The organism is Plantibacter elymi (nom. nud.) (genome assembly GCF_900177795.1).
GTDB classification, from domain to species: Bacteria; Actinomycetota; Actinomycetes; order Actinomycetales; family Microbacteriaceae; genus Plantibacter; species Plantibacter elymi.
Genome location: NZ_FXWJ01000006.1, coordinates 22602 through 41664, shown reverse-complemented (window position 1 = coordinate 41664; position 19063 = coordinate 22602). Strand labels below are relative to the sequence as shown.

Below are 19063 nucleotides of genomic sequence, written 5' to 3'. Positions count from 1 at the left end.
CAGAAGATGCACTCACATCCGCCCCGTGAGCGCGTCTCCTGCGCTCTCAGGAGAGCGGCACGTCCGTGTGCTCGGCGAGGGCGAGGAGCAGCTCGTCCTGGAACGCCTCGTCGCGGACCGCGCGGTGCGGCTCCTCGCGTCGCTGGTGGTGCCAGTATCCGGAGGTGTCGGCGCCACGTCCTTCGGCGAGCGCCACCTGGGTCCGGTGCCCGAGTTCCAGGTCGTCGGGTGCGTTCGGTCCGCCCATCCGTGTCGGCACCCACCCCGGGTCGACCGCGTTGCTGAACACCCCGGGACGCACCCGCGCGATCGCCGCCGCGAGGACGGTCACGAGCAGCTTGCTGCCGGAGTAGCTCGCCGTCCTCGTGGAACCCGACCAGTCGAGACCGTCGAGCGTCGCGGTACCGCCGCGGTGCATGCTGCTGCTGAGGAACACGAGTCGCCGCGCGGGGACGAGGGCGCTCAGCAGGTAGGGCGCGACCACGTTGACCGGTAGGACGGCCGCTCCGTCGAGGACCCCTGCGTTGTGGATGATCGCGTCCACGGGACCGGCTGCGGCGACCTGCTCCGCGAGCTCGCGGACGCCGTCGAGGGTGGCGAGGTCACCGGTGACGAGGTGCGCGGAGGGCTCGTCGAGCAGCCGCACCCCGTCGGCTCGGGCGAGGCTCCGGGCGTGGACGAGCACCTCGTGCCCGTGCTCGACCAGCTCGGTCGCGGCGCCGAGCCCCAGGCCGACGGCGGCACCGGTCACCAGGATGCGCGGCATCAGCGACCCCCTGCCCGTCCGGCCTCGCTGGTGTCGGGCTCGTTCGTGACCGCCGCAGCGTCACGCTGCTCCGCCTCCCGCTGGGACGCCGCCCAGTTCGCGAGCAACTGCAGACGCTCGGCGGACGGCGAGCCGGGCTCCGCCGTGTAGACGAGCACGACGTGGCCTGGGTCGGCCGTGATCGCGAGCTCCTCGTAGGCGAAGGTCATCTCGCCGACCATCGGGTGATTGAACCGCTTCGTTCCCGTGCCGTGTGTGCGCACGTTGTGCGCTCCCCAGAGCGTGCGGAAGGCGTCGCTCCGGGTCGACAGCTCACCGACGAGGTCGTGCAGTCCCTTGTCGTGCGGGTCCCGGCCTGCCTCCGCGCGCATGACCGAAACGCACATCTCCGCGAAGACGTCCCAGTCGGGGTAGAAGTCCCGGGATGCCGGGTCGAGGAACTGGAACCGTGCGAGGTTCGGGGTGCGCCCGCCGTCGCCGATGACCGGCGAGTAGAACGCACGCCCGAGCTCGTTGGTCGCGAGGAGGTCCTGGTGGGTGTTGCGGACGAAGGCGATCCCGTCGGTGATCGCGTCGAGCATCCAGTGCAGACTCGGCCGGGTCGCGGGGTTCTTGGCCGCCCGGCGGCGCGGACGACCGGAGAGCGGGACACCGTCGGCCGCGCGGGCGAGGTCGAACAGGTGGGTGCGTTCCGCCTCGTCGAGCTGGAGCGCCCGGGCGATGGCGTCGAGGACGGTCGACGACGCTCCGGCGATCGCCCCACGCTCCAGTTTCGCGTAGTACTCGACACTGACCCCGGCGAGCGCCGCCACCTCGGATCGCCGCAGCCCGGCCACCCGTCGGTTGGGGCCCGCGGTCAAGCCGGCGAGTTCCGGGGTCAGCCGTGCCCGACGCGTCATGAGGAACTCGCGTACGTCTGCTCGATCGTCCATGCCTCCGACGATACGTCCTCGAGGCGAGCCGACAGGTGCTCTCTCGGTACACCTCTCAGGCGGGACTCCCTCCCGCGTCGCGCGGGGCGTTGACTGGTCACCTGCACCACCCGACAGAAGGAGCACACATGCGCGCAGTCGTCATGCACTCGCCCGGCGACGTCCGGGTCGAGGACCGTCCGGACCCCACCATCGTCGACCCGACCGACGCCGTCATCCGGCTCACGGCGACCTGCATCTGCGGGTCCGACCTGTGGCCGTACCGCGGGGTCGAGCCCGTCGACCACACGAACATGGGGCACGAGTACGTCGGTGTCGTCGAGCAGGTCGGCGAGGACGTGCGGACGGTCGCCGTCGGCGACTTCGTCGTCGGCTCCTTCGTGACCTCCGACAACACCTGCGAGATCTGTCAGGCGGGGTACCAGTCGAAGTGCGTGCACGCCGAGTTCGTGTCGGTCGCCGCGGGCACGCAGGCGCAGCTCGCACGCATCCCCCACGCCGACGGCACACTCGTGGCGACGCCCGGGCAGCCGGACGCGGAGCTCATCCCCTCGCTGCTCGCCGCGTCCGACGTGCTCGGGACGGGCTGGTTCGCCGCGGTCGCCGCCGAGGTCGGGCCGGGGAAGACGGTCGTGGTCGTCGGTGACGGAGCCGTCGGACTCATGGGCGTCCTCGCGGCCCGGGAGCTCGGGGCGGATCGCATCATCGCGATGTCGCGTCACGCCGACCGGCAGGCGCTCGCCCGTGAGTTCGGCGCGACCGACATCGTCGAGGAGCGCGGTGCGGCGGGTGTCGCACGGATCAAGGAGCTGACCGGCGGTCTCGGCGCGCACAGCGTCATCGAGGCGGTCGGCACCGAGGAGTCCATGCTGCAGGCGATCCGCTCGACTCGCGGTGGCGGCCACGTCGGCTTCGTCGGCGTCGCCCACGAGGGTGTCTCGCTGCCGCTCGACGAGCTCTTCTTCGCCGAGGTGCACCTGCACGGTGGGCCGGCGCCGGTGCGACGGTTCCTCCCCGAGCTCATCCGGATGATCTGGGAGCGGAGGATCGACCCGGGGAAGGTCTTCGACCTCACGCTGCCACTCGAGGACGCCGCCGAGGGGTACCGGGCCATGGACGAGCGCCGTGCGATCAAGGTGCTGCTGACGCTGTGAGCCCCGCGGCACCGACCACCTCGACGCCGGACTCGCCTGCCGGGGCGTCGACCCTCCCCGCAGCCGGGACGCCCACCCGGATGCCCTGGTTCGCACTGGCGGGCCTCGCCGCGATGGGGTTCGTCCTCGTGGCCGCGGAGACGATGCCGGCCGGACTCCTCCCGGTCATCGCCCGGGATCTCGACACGAGCGAGGGCCTCATCGGTCAGTTCATCAGTGTGTGGGCGCTCGGGACCGTGATCGTGACGATCCCGGCGCTCGCCCTCACCCGTGGCATGCGTCGCAAGCCACTCCTCCTCGGCGCGATCGTCGGGCTCATCCTCGCGAACACCGTGACCGCGGTCTCAGGGGACGTCGTCGTCGCGCTGGTGTCGCGGTTCGTCGCCGGTGCGTTCTGCGGGGTGATCTGGGGCATGCTCGCCGCCTACGGGCGTCGCATCAGCCCGCCCGACCGTGGAGGCCTCGCACTGTCGATCGTGTCCGTCGGAGCGCCCGCCGGGCTGGCGCTCGGGACGCCGCTCGGCGCCTGGCTGGGCACCGCGTTCGACTGGCGCTGGGCGTTCGGAGGACTCACGGCGCTCGCGCTCGTCGTACTCGTGTCCATCGCAGTGTTCGTACCCGACGCGCCAGGGCAGCCTCGCTCGGCACGGCTCCCGCTTCGACGGGTGCTCGTCCTGCCCGGTGTCGCGGTCGTCCTCGCGGTGATCGTCGTCTGGATGCTGGCTCACAACACCGTCTACACCTACATCTCGCCGTTCCTTCGGGCCTCGGGCACGGGACTCGGGGCCGATCTCGTGCTGCTCGTCTACGGTGTCGCGTCCATCGCGGGCATCGGTCTCACGGCGGCGCTCATCGACCGGGCTCCGCGCGCGCTGCTCCACGGGAGCGTCGCGATGTTCGTCGTGGCGGGCGCGCTGCTCCTGATCGGCCACGCCTCGATCGTCGCCGTCCTCGTCGCGACGGTCCTGTGGGGGCTGGCGTTCGGTGGCTCCTCCGCCCAGCTGCAGTCGGCGCTCACCCGATCTGGACGCGAGCACTCGGACGTCGCGAACTCCTTCCTGCCCGTCGCGTTCAACCTCGCGATCTTCGCCGGCGGTGTCCTCGGCGCGCTCCTCCTCGGTACCTTCGACGGCCTGATCCTCCCGGTGGTCATGATCACCCTCGGACTCGCTGCGCTGCTGCTCACGATCGTGGGTCGCCGCTCGGCCTTCGCCGCGGGGTGACGCGGAGGCCGGATGGCCCTGAGCGACGGCGGATTGATCGTGACATGCGCGACGTTGAGAGGACGGTGTCCGCCGACGCCTAGACTCCCGCGCATGGGCTATGTCGGAAGCGATCTCTGGGAGCTGCGGCAGCTCGTGGGACAGCGGCTCCTCGCGCTCCCTGGTGCGCAGGTGCTCGTGCTGGACGGCGAGGGGAACGCACTCTTCCAGCGGCGGGTCGACACCGGCCTGTGGGAGATCCCGGCCGGTAGCTGCGAGCCCGGAAGCAGCTTCGCGCAGACCGCAGTCATGGAGCTCGCCGAAGAGACCGGCCTGGCGGTGGACGAGCGTGACCTCGAGCCGTTCGCCTGTCTCTCAGCCGCCGAGCACCACGTCCTCGACTACCCGAACGGCGACCGGGTCCATGCATTCGCGATGTGCTTCGTCGCACGCTTGTGGACTGGTTCGCTCCGCGCCGAGGTGGACGAGGTCGTCGAGTTCCGCTGGGCTCCGCTCATCGCCCCGCCCACCCCGATGCACGGTCCGACCACGGAGGTCCTGCGCCTGTTCGACGCCTACACCGCGTCGGGAGCATTCCAGGCGGGATGACCTCGGCCCACCCACCGAGAGTGCAGGAGATGTCCGCTCAGGCCGCGTTTGAGAGCGACTTGTGCGCTCTCGCCGAGCGCATCAGCGCTCGCGCTCGCTCAGCCGGGCCGGATACGCTGGCCGACGGGGCGAGACGACCGCTCGACCCACGAGGGGATGCCGGATGCTGACTGACGCACTCACCATCGTCCTGGCGGTCGTGTCGGCGCTGCTCCTCGGATTCGCTGCGCGGCGGGTGCTCGACGCCCCGGTCGGATGGCCGCGCAGCATCCTGGTCGGACTCGTCGTGTTCGTCACCGGCCCACCGTTCGTGAACTGGCTGCTGCAACAGACCGGCCTGGTCCAACCGGGTGAGGCCGGAGATGCTCGGGCGGCCTTCGCGGCGGTCGCCGTCGCCCTCCTCGCGATCGGTTGGATCTTCGCGCTCGGGCTCGGTGTCCTCGTGGCCATCGAGGTCATCATCCCGACGCGCCCGCTGATGAACCCGATCGACGTCGTCCGCTCGGCGATCAAACGGCGGCGACGGACGAGGCGATACCTGCAGATCCTCACCATCGCGTCACGGCACGGCGCAGGCTGGCTCGTACACGGCCGATCCCGCGTCCAGCTCGAACTCACCACGAGCGAGCAGCGCGCCAACGCGATCATCGCCACGATCAACGACTCCGGCGTCACCTTCGTGAAGCTCGGACAGGTGCTCTCGACGAGACGCGACCTGGTCCCCGAACCCTACCTCAGCGCCCTCGCGTCGCTGCAGTCCGAAGCGACGACGCTGCCCTGGCACGAGGTCGAGGTCGTCATCGAGACCGAGCTCGGTGCGCCGATCGACACCGTGTTCGCGTCGATCGACTCCGAGCCGCTCGCTGCAGCGTCCGTCGCGCAGGTGCACACCGCCGAGCTCCTCGACGGCACACCCGTGGTCGTGAAGGTCCAGCGACCGGCCGCCCGGGTGCAGGTCGAGGCCGACGCCGACATCGTCGTCCGCCTCGCCGAGCGCGCTGAGACGCACACCAAGTTCGGGCAGGACCTCCGCCTCGCCTCCGTCGCGCGGGCCTTCACCTCGACGCTGCTCGAAGAACTCGACTACCGGATCGAAGCCCGCAACGTGGAGATGATCCGCAGCACCTTGAAGCGTCGCGAGGAGCGCGACGAGGGCGTCCGGATCACGGTGCCACGCGTCTACCCGGCGGCCTCCGGTGCCCGCCTCCTCACCATGGACCTCGTCGACGGGTTGCCGCTCAGTCGAGCGCGGGAGCGCATCGCGACCATCCCCAAGGAGGAACGCGAGACCCTCGCGACCGGCCTCATGGAGGTCGTGCTCGAACAGATCCTCGTGCACGGCGTCTTCCACGCCGACCTGCACCCGGGCAACGTGATCCTCCGCGAGGACGGATCGCTCGGGCTGATCGACTTCGGGGCCGTCGGCGTCATCGAGCGCAGCCAGCGGCAACGACTCACCGCGGTGATGCTCGCGACCGTCAGCGAGGACGACATCGCGGCGACCGACGCCCTCCTCCTCATCGTCGACCTGCCTGAGGACGCCGACCTCGACGCCCTGCGCCACGACGTCGGCATCGTCATCACGACCGAGCGTCACCGTCCGGGTGGCGACGGCTCGATCTTCAGCCGACTCCTCGACGTCATCCGGCAACACCACATCGCGCTCCCCGGCGACCTCGCCGCCGCGTTCCGCAGCTTCGCGACCCTCGAAGGGTGCCTCAAGGCGCTCGACCCCGAGTTCGACATGTTCGAACAGGCCCTCCCGATGGTCCCGCGCCTCCTCCGCCGCTCGCAGTCCGTCCGGCAGACCGCGGTCACCCTGCAGGCGCAGGCAGCCGTCACCGCCGCGTTGGCCCGCAACCTCCCGCGTCGACTCGACTCGCTGCTGTCCGGACTCGAGGACGGAACGGTCGGCGTGACGCTGAAGGGCTTCGCCGACGAACCGGCGAAGGGACTCGTGGAGGGCGTGACCGCTGAGATCGTCGGAACCCTGATCTCGATCGCCGCCCTGGTGATCGCCGTGGTCCTCGTCGTCACCGGTGCCGGCCCGGTCCTCCCCGGCGGCCTGCGGGTGTTCGATCTCATCGCGGCGTTCATCGGGTTCCTCGGCTTCCTCGGGCTGCTGCGCGTCCTGCGGCAGACCGTCGTCCGCCGGGGTCGGTGACCGGAGCACCCCGCTGTTCACCTGACGGCACTACCGTGATCGGGTGAGCGACCCCCGACTGCAGCGACGCCTGGGCACGAGCGCCGCCGTCTTCATCGGTCTGGGCTCGATGATGGGCGCCGGGGTCTTCGCGGTGTTCCAGCCGGCGGCGCAGGTCGCCGGAGCGGGACTCCTCATCGGGCTCGTCATCGCCGCGGTCGTCGCCTGCTGCAACGCGATGTCCTCCGCGCAGCTCGCCGCACAACTCCCCTCGGCCGGCGGCACCTACCTCTACGGCCGCGAACTCATCGGGCCGTGGTGGGGCTTCGCCGCCGGATGGAGCTTCGTGGTGGGCAAGACCGCGAGCGCCGCAGCCATGGCGGTCGCCTTCGCCGCGTATGCGGCACCGGCCGAGTGGAGTCGTCCGGTCGCCGCGCTCGCAGTCGCCCTCGTGGTCGTGACCAACTGCCTCGGGGTCACCCGCACCGCGACCGCGACCCGGGTGATCGTGGTGGCCGTCCTGCTGGTCCTCGCCGTGGTGGTCGGTTCAGGCGTCATCGGGCCGGACGCCGGTTCGACGGGGGTCGCGTCGCTCGGGTTCGACGCCAGCCCGCTCGCCGTGTTGCAATCCGCGGGGCTGCTGTTCTTCGCCTTCGCCGGGTACGCGCGGATCGCGACCCTCGGCGAGGAGGTCCGCGACCCGGCCAAGACGATCCCGCGCGCCATCGGGATCGCATTCGTCGTCGCCGTGGTCGTCTACGTGGCCGTTGCGGTCGTGTCGCTGCTCACGCTCGGCGCGGACGGCCTCGCGTCCAGCACACGCCCGCTGGCCGCGGTGGTGGAGGTGAACGGGTGGCCGTGGGCGGCGGCGCTGGTGCGGCTCGGGGCGGCGGCGGCCTGTCTCGGAGCACTGCTCGCGGTGTTCGCGGGCATCGGCCGGACCGCCTTCGCGATGGCGAGGACCGGCGACCTGCCTCGGGTGCTCGACGCGGTGCACCCGCGCTTCGCGACCCCCTACCGCGCGGAGCTGCTCGTCGGGGCGGTCGTCGTCGTGCTGGTGCTGCTCGTCGACCTCCGGAGCGCGATCGGGTTCTCCTCGTTCGGCGTGCTGCTCTACTACGTGGTCGCCAACGTCGCGGCGTTCCGCCAGACACGCGAGCGCCGACGGTACCCGCGCGCGGTGAGTGCGTTCGGCGCCGTCGGTTGCGTCGTCCTCATGTTCACGCTGCCGCCGACGTCGGTGCTCGTGGGCAGCGTCGTCGTCCTCGTCGGGTTCGCCGGGCGGGCCGTGGCACTTCGACAGGCTCAGTGACCGGACCCCGGTCCCTGAGCTTGTCGAAGGGCCGACCGGCTACAGCTGCGCGGAGAGGCGGAAGATGTTCTCGACAGCCAGCTCGGCGGCGATCGCGTCGCCGGCCTCGACCGCCTCGCGGAGCGCCGGGTAGCCCTGCTCCTTGGCAGCCCAGTCGGTGTTCTCCTCGGTGCGCGTCGCAGAGGACCGGTAGGTGAGGCCGTCGATGATGTCCTTCGTCGCCGCGACGAGTGTGGCGTTCGGGCACGCGGCGATGAACGCGTCGAAGAGCTCCCAGCTGAGTCGCCCGTGCTCGGCGATGTCGCGCTGCTCGACGACCACGATCACCTGGTTGATCGAGCGGACGAGCGCCTTCTTCTGCGTCGCGCCGAGGCCGGGGACGGTGACGCGGACGACACCGCCGAGCATCGCGCCCAGCGTCTGCATGACCTCGGTGCGCTGCGCCGGGTCGGGCAGGGCGACGCGGGTGTACCGCTGTGCGGCCATCTCGATGAGGCCGACGCGGGCGAGGTCGTTGAGGGCCTCGCGGATCGGCGTGCGGGAGATCCCGAGCCAGGACTGCAGTTCGCCGTCGTTGAGGTGCTCGCCGGGCTCGAGGGTGCCGTCGAAGATGGCCGTGCGGATGCGCTCGACGGCGACCTCGCGGAGTGAACGACGCTCGACGGGCGGGTTGGCTGAGGGCACGGGCATGCGGGATCTCCTTCGTCGGCGAATGCTATGCCATCAGCGTACCGAATATCAGCGGATCCACCCGGGGTTGACGGGAGATTCGACGACACCTGACGGGCGGGGTCACCGCTCGGACCTCACCGGGTCGCCCTCGATCGGCGGCTAGTCCTGCGGGATGAGCGGGATGATGTCACGGCTCGGCGGCACGACCTCGCCGCTCTTGCTGCCGCCGATGACCTTGCCCTCTATGCGGTCGTAGACGAGGTCGAACTCGGTCTCATCGGTGCGCACCCAGGCGCCGATCCAGCCCGTCGCCGTCTCACCGGCGGGCGTCGCCTGCAGGAGCGAGTAGCCGGCCGCGGCCATCGGCGCCTTCAGCGCCTCGGGCGTTCCGAGACCGAGCGTCACGTAGTCGAGGTTGACGGCACGGGTGGTGACGGAGACCCGGTAGGGGAAGACACTTCCGCCGTACTCGTCGCCGGCTTCGAGTCGGACCTGGATGAGCATCGGACACAGGCCGTCGGTGGTGCCGGCAGGCGCAGGGAAGTCGTCGACGATCGCGAGGGCGGTCACCTTCGTGCCGTCGACGTCGTCGGTGAGCGTCTGCTCCTGGAGCGGCGTGCTCGGCGGCTGCGACACCGACGGCGTCGGCGAGGCGGACGATCGGCCCGCGTCCGACGAGGAGCCGGTGGAGCATCCGGTGAGGGCGAGAGCGGCGACCGTGAGAGCTGCGGCCAGGGTCGTTCGACGAGAACTCATGCGCATGACTCAATCCTGTCAGAGCGGGGTGGAACGACCCGATGGGCAGCGCGAACCTTGACAGATCTCGACGATACGGTTCTCAGACCTCGGCGACGGCCGGACGCGCGTGTCGGGATGGAGCGTGTTCCCGAGCGTCGAAGGACGCGACGGCATGATCGAGAACGGAATGGAGCGTGGCGTCGTCGAGGGGTTCGAACGGCTCGACGCGCTGCTCGGCCACTGAGTCGCGGACCTGCCGGGTGAATCGGCGGAGGCCCGTCAGGCAGCGCCGCCGAAGTAGACCTCGACCTCCCGGACGGTGCCGTCGACGACACGAGTCGCCTCCATATTGCGGTACGTCTTCCCGTGCACGACGTACTCGTAGCGGTGGAGGACGATGCCGTCGGTCTCGACGATCTGGAGCGTCACGCCGGGGGTGTCGAAATGGTCGGCGCTCGGAGAGCAGCGTTCGAGCCAGGTCGTTCGGTCGAGGTGGTCGTCCTGTGGGCTCGTGAAGACGAAGTCCGCATGCATGAGCGCCTCGGCGGCAGCCTGATCCTGCTCGCGGAACGCGCGCATGAACGCCAGAACCGTGTCGATCGCCGATGAACGCATGCGGCGATCCTACGCGCGGGCTGGCGCTGCGGTGTCGCGGCCGGTCCCTGAGCTTGTCGAGGGGCCCACGAGGGACCTCCCGGACCGCGCCGCGACAACCGCGGAGACCCGTTCCCTGAGCCTGTCGAAGGGCACCCCGAGGGACTTTCCCCACCGCACATCGACCGCCGAAGACACCCGTTCCCTGAGCCTGTCGAAGGGCCCACGAGCAACCTTCCCCACCAGAGGCGGACTCCGCGACCGCGTCACCGTCGGTCCCTGAGCCTGTCGAAGGGCACCCCGAGGGACCTGCCGGACCGCTCCTCGACAACCGCGGAGACCCGTTCCCTGAGCCTGTCGAAGGGCCCACGGGCAGCCTCCCCTGCCGCACATCGACCACCGAAGACACCCGTTCCCTGAGCCTGTCGAAGGGCCCACGAGCAAACATCAACTGTCGGATAAATACCCAGATCAGCGGGTGATTCGTTGGCCGTTCGAATGTCAGTGGTCCGTGTTTGGATGGACCCATGACCAGCACCGCACCGAACCCGCTCGCCGCCGCCGCGGCCGGGTTCGATGCGGTCTGGCAGGGCGCGCTCGACGCGATCCGTCCCGGCTCGGGTGTCGCGGAGCAGCTCGAGAACATGAACGACGAGGCGATCCTCCGCCTCCTCGACGAGCTCGGTGCCGTGCAGCACGCGGTCGAGATCCTCGCCGCCCGCGTCGTCGGCGCGATCGCGTTGCGTCCGTCGCCCAGTGGCCGCGACGGCACCCTGGTGCGCGCTGCCGGTTACGCCAACCCGGGCGTCATGGTGTCGGAGCGGTGGCGGGTGGCACGCGCCCGAGGCGCGGCGATCGCCGAGGTCGGTGCCGCCATCACGAAACCGCGCGGGCTGCTCGGCGAGCTGGAGGAATGCCCGTTCCCGGCGGTCGCCACCGCCCTCGAATCGGCACCCGGTTCCGACGACGCCACCGAACCAGCCGCCGATCCCCACTCCGCCACGGCAGAAGATGACCCACACGACCACGGCGCCCTCGGCAGCCCACGGGCACCCCTGAGCATCGACGGCGCCGCGGTCATCGTCCGCGAGCTCCGCAACGCCGGCCGCATCTGCACCAGACCCGAACTGGACGCAGCATCGGTCATCGCAATCGAGCACGCTGCGCACGCGCCCCTGCAGGACGTCACCCGCATCGCGAAACTCGTCCGCACCCGCCTCGACCAAGACGGCCGCGAACCCCGCGACGAACTCCTCCGCCGAGCAGAACGCTGCACCATCCACGAACTCCCCACCGGCATGACCCTCCTCCGCGCCGAACTCGCCCCCGAAAGCGCCGCCTTCATCCGCGCCGGCCTCGACGCCCTCATCGGCGCCACCCACCGCAAACCCCACTTCATCCACCCCGACACGGCCGACCAACCCGACGGATCCGGTCACCCCATGCCCGACGGGCCGTCACTCATCCCCATCGACCGGCGACGCGCCATCGCCCTCACCGAGACCTTCCGACACCTGGCCGGCTGCAGCAGCGCCGCCACCGAACTCACCCCCGTCACCGTCATCATCCGCACCGACCACGACACCCTCGAAACCGGCCTCGGCACCGCCACCATCGACGGCATCGACGAACCCATCGGAGCTGGCGCCCTCCGCCGCCTCGCCGCCGACGCCAACCTCATCCCCGCAGTGCTCCGCGGACCATCCCAAGTCCTCGACCTCGGCACCAGCACCCGACTGTTCTCCCGCGCCCAGAAACTCGCCCTCGCCGAACGCGACGGCGGCTGCGCCTGGACCGGCTGCACCCACCCACCATCCTTCACCGAAGCCCACCACATCCGGTGGTGGTCACAAGGCGGCCCCACCAACCTCAACAACGGGGTACTCCTCTGCCCCTTCCACCACCACCGCATCCACGACGACCACTGGACCATCACCATCCAAAACGGTGTCCCCTGGTTCATCCCACCCAGCCACATCGACCGACACCAAACCCCCATCCGAGGCGGACGCATCCACCTCGCCGCCTGAACCCGGGGCACCCGTCTGCCTCCGCACCCGCTGCCCTTCGACAAGCTCAGGGACCGACACGGGAACCACCCTTCGACAGGCTCAGGGACCGAAACGGGGACCCAGCACACCCGGACACGCTCAGGGAACGACGCCGTATTCGACAACCCGGCCATCCCGGTCCCTGAGCTTGTCGAAGGGCACACGAACAGCCGTCACACCTGCCCTTCGACAAGCTCAGGGACCGAGACGGGAACCACGCTGCCTCGACAAGCTCAGCGACCGGACCACCCAACCCCCGAGCCACTCGAAGGGCCGATGACGAACCGGCCCACGCACCCTTCGACAAGCTCAGGGACCGAGACGGGAACCACCACCCGTCGACAAGCTCGGTGAACGACGCCGTATTCGACAACCCGGCCACCCCGGTCCCTGAGCCTGTCGAAGGGCCCACGAGCGACCGCCACCCTTCGACAAGCTCAGGGACCGGGGACACTGACTCAGGAACCCTGGACACCTGCTCAGGGGGCCAAGAACTCCGGCTCAGGCACCGGGCTGCTGCCTCGGGGGCGGGGCGCCGGACCGAGGAACGGGAAGGGCTCAGCTCAGGCGCTCGGAGGCGCCGTCGACTCCCGCACGATGAGCTGCGGCACCGAACGCACCACGCCGACCGAGTCCGCATCACTCAGCACCTCGAGCAGCGTCGTCATGATCGTCCGCCCGAGCGCCGGGAAGTCCTGCCGCATCGTCGTCAGCGGCGGCGCGAAGTGCTCAGCCTCCGGGATGTCATCGAACCCGACGACGCTCACGTCATCCGGCACCCGCAGGCCCCGCTCCGACAGCGCGTGGATCACGCCGAGCGCCATCTGATCGTTCGCCGCGAACACCGCCGTGAACGACTCACCGACCCGCCCACTGGAGCGCCCATCGTCGTCATCATCTCCGTCACCGAGGCCCGCCACGAGCTGCCGCCCGAGCCGGAACCCGCTCGCCGGCGTCCAGTCGCCCACCAGCGGCTCGCGAGCGACGAGCCCGTGCTCGGACAGCGCATCACGCCACCCCCGCACCCGCTCCAACGCGTCCACGGAATCCGCCGGCCCCGCGAGATGGGCGATGCGGGTGTGCCCCAACCCGACGAGGTGGTCGACGAGGATCCGCGCCCCCTGGTACTGGTCGATGGAGACACGGTGGAACCCGTCCCGACGACTCGACTCGACCGCGACGAGCGGCACCCCCAGCTCGATCCCGCGCACCGCGTCGAGCGCCCCACGATGCGCCGCGATGAGCACGATCGCCTCGACGTTCTGCCGCAGCAGCAACTCGACGGCCTGGCGCAGGGACGCCGGATCCGACTCGAGCATGCTCGCCATGCTCACGGCATACCGGGCGTCCCGTGCAGCCTCGTTGAAGCCGAGCGCCGTGCTCGACGGTCCGTAATCCGGCCCACCCGTCGTGGTGAGGCCGATCGTCCGTGAACGGCGGGTGACGAGTGACCGTGCAGCCTGCGAGGGCGCGTACCGCAGCTGCGCGATCGCCTGCTCGACCCGCTGCCGCGTCGCGGGGCGCACGTTCGGCAGATCGTTGAGCACCCGCGACACGGTCTGGTGTGAGACTCCGGCCAGACGCGCCACATCGAAGATCGTCGCGACCCGCGCCTTCTCGTCGTCGTTACCCACCAGCCCCACCGGCTCCCACCTGGCGACGTCCGCACGTCTCGCTCAGAGCAGCGTATCCGTCGATTCACGACGTGGTCGCGCTCTCCGTCGCACCTCCAGCGGTTCGTCAGGTCCGCCGCATGGGCACCGCTCCCCATCGCGGGTGGACAGCCGACCTCGGTACCGTGATGGACGAGCCGCCGGTCGCGCAGGTGCCGCGTGTTCAGCTGCGCGTCGCGACCGACACCCGAAGAGGAGCACACATGATCATCTGGACCCGTTGGGGCATCGTCGTCTTCCTGATCTTCGGGCTCTCCGTCGGCGCCGGTTTCCTCATCAAGGCGATCGTCTCGCCCGACGGCGGATCGGCGCAGTCCGGGGTGTTCGTCGGCATCGGATTCCTGCTCGGCGCCGTCGCATGCTGGGCCTTCGGGAAGTTCGCGCTGGCGAAGCTTGATGCACCGCGGCCGGTCGTCGTGTGGCAGCAGCTCGCGCAGCCGTACGTCAACGAGCACGGCATCACCGTCAAGCAGGAGGCCGTGCCCGTGCGCCACCCGCAGACCGGCGAGCAGCTCTACAGCCGCCCGAGCTCCACACTCTTCTTCATCCCCGTCCGCTTCTGGGCGTACGTCATCGCCGCACTGGGCGTCGTCACGATCGTCGTGAACGTCGTGCGCGGCTGACGCTCAGCCCTGGCGACCCTTCCACCGCGGGTTCTGCTTGTTGATGACGAACACCCGGCCACGGCGGCGGACGATCTGCGACCCCGGCTTGTCCTTGAGCGACTTGAGTGATGCGCGGACCTTCATGGCGACCTCCTGGTGATCACGATGCGTGCTACCTTGTTGAGAACGATTCTCAACAAAACGCACTGTAGCACCCATCGACCAGGAGAACCCGCCGTGACCACGCCTCGCATCCCGCTGACCGTGACGCTCGTCCTCGGCACCTGCCCGCCGGAGCGTCGCACCGTGGCCCGACAGATCGCCGGAAAGTCCGCGGCGCTCGTCACGATCGAGCGGCAGGACGACGCCGAGAGCGCCCACCCTGACATCGACGACGCGATCGACGCCGTTGCACGACACCCGCTCGCTCCCCGGCACCTCGTCCTCGATTGCGGGAGCACGGTCCGCCCGGTCGACGCGGTCTCCGCCATCCTCGGGCACCGCGACACGGCCGTCCTGGACGCCGTCGTGACCGTCGTCGACGCAGCTCATCTCCTGCACGACCTCCAGGATGACGACTACGTCACCCACGACGAGGACGGCGACACGGCGTACACCGCACGGTCGATGATCACCGTGGAGCAGCTCGAGTACGCGGACACCATCGCCGTCGCAGGCCGACGCGGCGTGACACATGAGCGACTCGCGGTGCTCCTCGCCCTCCTCAGCCACCTGAACCCGACGGCGCTGACGCGGATGGTCGAGCCGGTCGCGGCCCGACCGCGCGCCACACCCGGCACTCCGGCGACCGCGGGCAACCGTGAGCCGCTCGCGCGCTACCGCGACTCGCCGTTCGAACTGGACCGCTTCAGCACCTCTCCCGGCTGGGTCGCGATGCTGAACGGCGAGCACCGGCCGTGGGTCGATCACGACCGGGTGACCACCCTACGGTTCGACAGCCCCCGACCGATGCACCCGGAACGACTCCTCGCGTGCTTCGACGGACCGATCGAGGCGGGGCGGTTCGGACAGGTCGTCCGTACGGCGGGGTTCCTCGTCCTGGCGACGCGCGCCTCCCGCGTCGGCGTCCTGCAGCACGTCGGCTCGATGATCGATCTGGAACCCACGTCGTTCGAGACGAACGACCCTGGTGCACCACTCGGCCAGGAGCTCGTCGTCACCGGCATCGACCTCGACGAGGTCGCCATCACCGCCGCCCTGCACGCCTCCACCCTGACGGATGAGGAACTCCTCGCCGGGCCGGCGGCCTGGGCGCGCTACCCGGACGCCTTCACGCCCTGGAGCACCACCCACGAGCACTGAGCGGCCGGCCCGTCAACTGCCCGAAACGGCTCGGATTTCGGTCGATTTCGTGCAGACATGGGCGGCTCAGTGGATCCGCGCGCTCGCCCACTCCTCGCGGACGAACCGCACGAACTGCTCGACGGCCGGCGACACCGCCCGGGCACGGCTGGTGGCGACACCGATCACCCGGACCGCCTCGTCGTCGAGCGGGACGAGCACGACGCCCTCCATACTCGTGGAGTCGGGGAGGACCGCGATCCCGACCCCGGCGCGTACGAGACCACGGAGCGTCGACAGCTCGGACACCTCCATCGTCACCCGGGGCACGACGCCATGCCTCGCGAAGTACGCGTCCGCGATCTGCCGGAGCCCCGAGTCCGTCGTCATCGCGAGGAACTCGGTCTGCTCGAGGTCGGACGCCGCCAACGACGTCCGATCGGCGAGCGCATGTCCGACCGGCACACCCAGCGCGAGCCGCTCGGAAGTGAGCGGACGCCACTCGATGTCCGGATCACGCGGTTCCGGGCTGAGGAAGGCGACGTCGGCCGAGCCGGAGCGGAGCGCGTCCAGCACGCTGTCAGCTTTCCCACCGTCGAGGACGAACCGGATGTCCGGCAGCAGCTGGCGGTACTCACTCACGATCCGCGGGATGAGCCAGCCACCGAGGGACGAGACGTAGGCGATGGACACGAGGCCGGCCGAGGGGTCGCGGAGCTCGTCGATCCGCGACTGCGCGTTGTCGAGTTCGGTCTGCGCCCGGAGCGCGTGCACGAGGAGGATCTCGCCGTAGCGGTTGAGTTCGAGCCGGCTGCGGTGGCGGTCGAACAACTCGACCCCGGCGTCCGCCTCGAGCCGACCGATCGCCCTCGTGAGCGTCGACTGGGAGATACCGAGCGCCTCAGCGGCGTACGGGACGTGACCGTCTTCGGCGAGCGCCCGAAGGTACGCGAGTTCGTCGATCCTCATGCCCTCATGATGCCGCACCGGCGAGCCCGACTGGGGCGGCACCTCGACAAGCTCGGTGACCGGATGAGGCTCGGCGACCGGGCGCGCTAGCGTGGTGCAGTGATCCGCAGACCGCGACCGAGCCAGGCGGCGACCGGCGCCCTCCTCGTCCTGGCCGGACTCGTCTGTCAGGAGCTCGGCGCGTCGATCGCGGTCACGCTGTTCCCGCAGGTCGGTCCGATTGGCATGGTGACACTACGCCTCGTGTTCGCCGCGCTCATCCTGCTGGCCGTCGCCCGCCCGGCCCTTCGCGGACACCCGAGGAGCGCCTGGGGATCGGCGGTCGGTTTCGGGCTCGTCCTCGCCGCGATGAACGTCTGCTTCTACCTGGCACTGGACCGCATCCCGCTCGGCCCGGCGGTGACCCTCGAGATCCTCGGCCCGCTGGCACTCAGCGTCATCGCGGGTCGTCGATGGACGAGCGCGCTCTGGGCGGGCGTCGCCCTCGTCGGCGTCCTCCTCCTCGGCGGGGTGCTCCTCCACAGCGGACCGACGGCTGCGCTCGATCCGCTCGGCGTCGTCCTCGCACTCGCCGCCGGCGCCCTCTGGATCGGTTACATCCTGCTGTCGGCGCGGACGGGGTCGGAGTTCCCCGGCCTGAACGGTCTGGCGATCGCCGCCGCCATCGGCGCGCTCGTGACCATCCCACTCGCCGCGACGACCGCGGGCATCGCCCTGTTCGATCCCGTCATCCTCCTGCTCGGCCTGGGCGTCGCCGCGCTCTCGTCGGCCGTGCCGTACGCGCTGGAGTTCGTCGCCCTCAGACGCCTCAGCGCCGCGACCTTCTCGATCCTGCTCGCATCCGCGCCGGCCATCGCCGCGATCGCCGGACTCCTCGTGCTCGGTCAGCAGCTCACGACACCGCAGTGGCTCGGCATCGCCTGCGTGGTCGGTGCCGGGATCGGCGCCGTGCTTTCAGCCAGGCGGGGTCGCGCACCCGAGGTGCAGCCGAGCATCGCGCCGAGCTGATCGTCGGGTCAGGACGCGGCGAAGCGGGCGTGCACGCGGGAGGACACCGTGATGTCCTCCGGCTTCAGGTCGAGGGCGGTGTCGCCGGCAGGTGCGGCGGCTCCGCGCATCATCGGCGCCGCGGTCTGGGTCCCCGAGGTGCGAGTCTCGTCACCCAGCATGCCGGGATCGGCCAATGCGACCGGTCGCACCGTGCCCAACCCGAGGCTCCGGGCGTAGGCGGTCGCGCGGTCCACGGCGTCGCGGACGGCGTTGTGCTGGGCCTCGGCCGTGATGCGGTGCTTCGTCGCCTCGGTGAGCGCCCAGGTGACGCCCGTCACCGTCACGCCGTCCTGGACCGCGATCTCCTCGGCCCAGCGGGCCAGCGACTGGAGGTCGGCGAACTTCACCTCGAGCGCGACCGCCGCATGGTGCACGAGCGGCAACTGCTTCCCGTCCTTGTTCCATGGCCGCTCACTCCACACCCGCAGCCGGTCGGCGGACCACCAGGTGACTGCCGACTGCGCGCGGAACTGCTCCGCCGTCTGGCTGAGCGCCCGGTGCAGCGCGGTGGTGTGGGAGACGACGGGCTCACGTTCGGGTCCCTGGAAGCCCGCCGAGATGAGGACGGTCCCACGCTCAGCCGGGTGGTGGTAGTCGAAGCGGCCCTCGACGGTGATGATCGTTTCGCTCATACCCGGCACTCTATCCCGCGACGGCGGCTACGCTCTGGACCATGACGGACGGCGGAACCTGGGCGGATCGACGACGTGGACGCCGGCGGGACGCACACGGTCCGGCGGGACGCGGGCTGCCGCCCGGCGACGTCGAGACGGTCGCGAAGTACCTCAAGGAGCGCGTCTACGCGACCTTCACCGGCCTCGCGATCGTCCTCGTGCTGGCGGCGAACGTGGAGCACCACGACGCGCCGGATGCGCTCTTCTCGCTCGTCATCGGCGTGGTCGGCATCACCCTCGCCGGGCTGGTCGCCGAGATGATCGCGCACCTCGCCGCCCACGGGGCGTTCCCCGACGAGCGGGGGTGGCACTCGATGCTCCGGATCGCGTGGGGCTCGCTCCTCACCGTCGCGACACCCACCATTTTGCTCATGCTCGCCGTGTTCGACGTCATGGAACTCGAGACCTCCCTCCGCGTGTCCGCGATCGTCTACCTCGTCACCCTCGGGCTCAGCGGGTGGGTCGCCGTCCGGCGCGCGCGGCTGTCCGTCTGGCAACAGCTCATCGCCCTCGCGGCCCTCGTGCTCCTGGGTGTCCTCGTCATCGGCGTGCAGGTCCTGGCCCACGGCTGAATCGCCGATGCGAGCTCGGACCCCGTCGGAAATGCCCGAGCGGTC

19 protein-coding genes are annotated in these 19063 nt (G+C 70.4%); 10 read left to right on the top strand and 9 right to left on the bottom strand.

The features are described from left to right. Positions 1–46: 46 nt before the first annotated feature. Together CCK91_RS17770 and CCK91_RS17765 are read right to left on the bottom strand one after the other, a co-directional pair. A complete protein-coding gene (locus tag CCK91_RS17770; RefSeq protein WP_086475171.1) occupies positions 47–766 on the bottom strand; it encodes an SDR family NAD(P)-dependent oxidoreductase in 720 nt (239 codons plus the stop codon). Further along, positions 766–1698, bottom strand: coding sequence for a helix-turn-helix domain-containing protein (locus CCK91_RS17765; RefSeq protein ID WP_086475170.1), 933 nt, complete (start codon positions 1696–1698; stop codon positions 766–768). The genes CCK91_RS17770 and CCK91_RS17765 overlap by 1 nt, the downstream gene beginning before the upstream one ends. A gap of 128 nt (positions 1699–1826) precedes the next feature. On the opposite strand from CCK91_RS17765, the gene CCK91_RS17760 reads away from it, so the two are divergent. The 5 genes from CCK91_RS17760 (at position 1827) to CCK91_RS17740 (ending at position 8118) form a co-directional block, all read left to right on the top strand. Beyond that, positions 1827–2852, top strand: coding sequence for a zinc-dependent alcohol dehydrogenase family protein (locus tag CCK91_RS17760; RefSeq protein ID WP_086475169.1), 1026 nt, complete (start codon positions 1827–1829; stop codon positions 2850–2852). Then, positions 2849–4075 carry an MFS transporter gene (locus CCK91_RS17755; RefSeq protein WP_242664606.1) on the top strand — a complete coding sequence of 409 codons (1227 nt, stop codon included), beginning with the start codon at positions 2849–2851 and terminating at the stop codon, positions 4073–4075. The genes CCK91_RS17760 and CCK91_RS17755 overlap by 4 nt, the downstream gene beginning before the upstream one ends. Before the next feature lie 93 nt (positions 4076–4168). Continuing rightward, entirely contained in the window at positions 4169–4663 is a 495-nt protein-coding gene (locus CCK91_RS17750; protein ID WP_086475168.1) for an NUDIX domain-containing protein, read from the top strand. A 163-nt stretch (positions 4664–4826) separates the two neighbouring features. Next, positions 4827–6827 (top strand): ABC1 kinase family protein, encoded by a 2001-nt coding sequence (locus CCK91_RS17745; RefSeq protein WP_086475167.1) that lies wholly within the window; start codon positions 4827–4829, stop codon positions 6825–6827. A 43-nt stretch (positions 6828–6870) separates the two neighbouring features. After that, entirely contained in the window at positions 6871–8118 is a 1248-nt protein-coding gene (locus tag CCK91_RS17740; protein WP_086475166.1) for an APC family permease, read from the top strand. A 39-nt stretch (positions 8119–8157) separates the two neighbouring features. On the opposite strand, the gene CCK91_RS19755 is transcribed toward CCK91_RS17740, so the two are convergent. The 3 genes from CCK91_RS19755 to CCK91_RS17725 form a co-directional block, all read right to left on the bottom strand. Beyond that, complete coding sequence (locus tag CCK91_RS19755; protein ID WP_124767670.1) at positions 8158–8808, bottom strand: GntR family transcriptional regulator; 651 nt, start codon at positions 8806–8808, stop codon at positions 8158–8160. 141 nt (positions 8809–8949) lie between these two features. Next, positions 8950–9546, bottom strand: a complete 597-nt coding sequence (locus tag CCK91_RS17730) for a hypothetical protein (RefSeq protein WP_133060041.1) — start codon at positions 9544–9546, stop codon at positions 8950–8952. Positions 9547–9807: 261 nt separating this feature from the next. Next, positions 9808–10143: a nuclear transport factor 2 family protein gene (locus CCK91_RS17725; protein WP_086475164.1), complete on the bottom strand. Its 336-nt coding sequence runs from the start codon at positions 10141–10143 to the stop codon at positions 9808–9810. 506 nt (positions 10144–10649) lie between these two features. Here CCK91_RS17725 and CCK91_RS17720 point away from each other — a divergent pair. Then, on the top strand, positions 10650–12152 hold the full coding sequence (locus tag CCK91_RS17720; protein WP_086475163.1) for an HNH endonuclease signature motif containing protein: 1503 nt from the start codon (positions 10650–10652) through the stop codon (positions 12150–12152). A 584-nt stretch (positions 12153–12736) separates the two neighbouring features. Here CCK91_RS17720 and CCK91_RS17715 read toward each other — a convergent pair. Further along, the gene (locus CCK91_RS17715) at positions 12737–13807 is read right to left on the bottom strand and encodes a LacI family DNA-binding transcriptional regulator (RefSeq protein WP_086475162.1); all 1071 of its coding nucleotides are present in this window, start codon (positions 13805–13807) and stop codon (positions 12737–12739) included. A gap of 242 nt (positions 13808–14049) precedes the next feature. On the opposite strand from CCK91_RS17715, the gene CCK91_RS17710 reads away from it, so the two are divergent. Further along, positions 14050–14469, top strand: a complete 420-nt coding sequence (locus tag CCK91_RS17710) for a hypothetical protein (protein WP_064294781.1) — start codon at positions 14050–14052, stop codon at positions 14467–14469. A gap of 3 nt (positions 14470–14472) precedes the next feature. Here CCK91_RS17710 and ykgO read toward each other — a convergent pair whose 3' ends face one another. Continuing rightward, positions 14473–14595 (bottom strand): type B 50S ribosomal protein L36, encoded by a 123-nt coding sequence (ykgO, locus tag CCK91_RS17705; protein WP_079707423.1) that lies wholly within the window; start codon positions 14593–14595, stop codon positions 14473–14475. A gap of 93 nt (positions 14596–14688) precedes the next feature. Between ykgO and CCK91_RS17700 the strand changes: the two genes are divergently transcribed. After that, positions 14689–15774, top strand: a complete 1086-nt coding sequence (locus tag CCK91_RS17700; RefSeq protein WP_086475160.1) for a GTP-binding protein — start codon at positions 14689–14691, stop codon at positions 15772–15774. A gap of 66 nt (positions 15775–15840) precedes the next feature. On the opposite strand, the gene CCK91_RS17695 is transcribed toward CCK91_RS17700, so the two are convergent. Then, the gene (locus CCK91_RS17695) at positions 15841–16722 is read right to left on the bottom strand and encodes a LysR family transcriptional regulator (RefSeq protein ID WP_086475159.1); all 882 of its coding nucleotides are present in this window, start codon (positions 16720–16722) and stop codon (positions 15841–15843) included. 99 nt (positions 16723–16821) lie between these two features. Between CCK91_RS17695 and CCK91_RS17690 the strand changes: the two genes are divergently transcribed. Next, positions 16822–17730 carry an EamA family transporter gene (locus CCK91_RS17690; RefSeq protein WP_242664605.1) on the top strand — a complete coding sequence of 303 codons (909 nt, stop codon included), beginning with the start codon at positions 16822–16824 and terminating at the stop codon, positions 17728–17730. Between the two features lie 8 nt (positions 17731–17738). Here the strand turns inward: CCK91_RS17690 and CCK91_RS17685 are convergent, their stop codons facing one another. Then, positions 17739–18404, bottom strand: coding sequence for an SIMPL domain-containing protein (locus CCK91_RS17685; protein ID WP_086475158.1), 666 nt, complete (start codon positions 18402–18404; stop codon positions 17739–17741). Between the two features lie 41 nt (positions 18405–18445). Here CCK91_RS17685 and CCK91_RS17680 point away from each other — a divergent pair, with 41 nt between their 5' ends. Next, positions 18446–19018: a hypothetical protein gene (locus CCK91_RS17680; RefSeq protein WP_086475157.1), complete on the top strand. Its 573-nt coding sequence runs from the start codon at positions 18446–18448 to the stop codon at positions 19016–19018. Positions 19019–19063 lie beyond the last annotated feature (45 nt).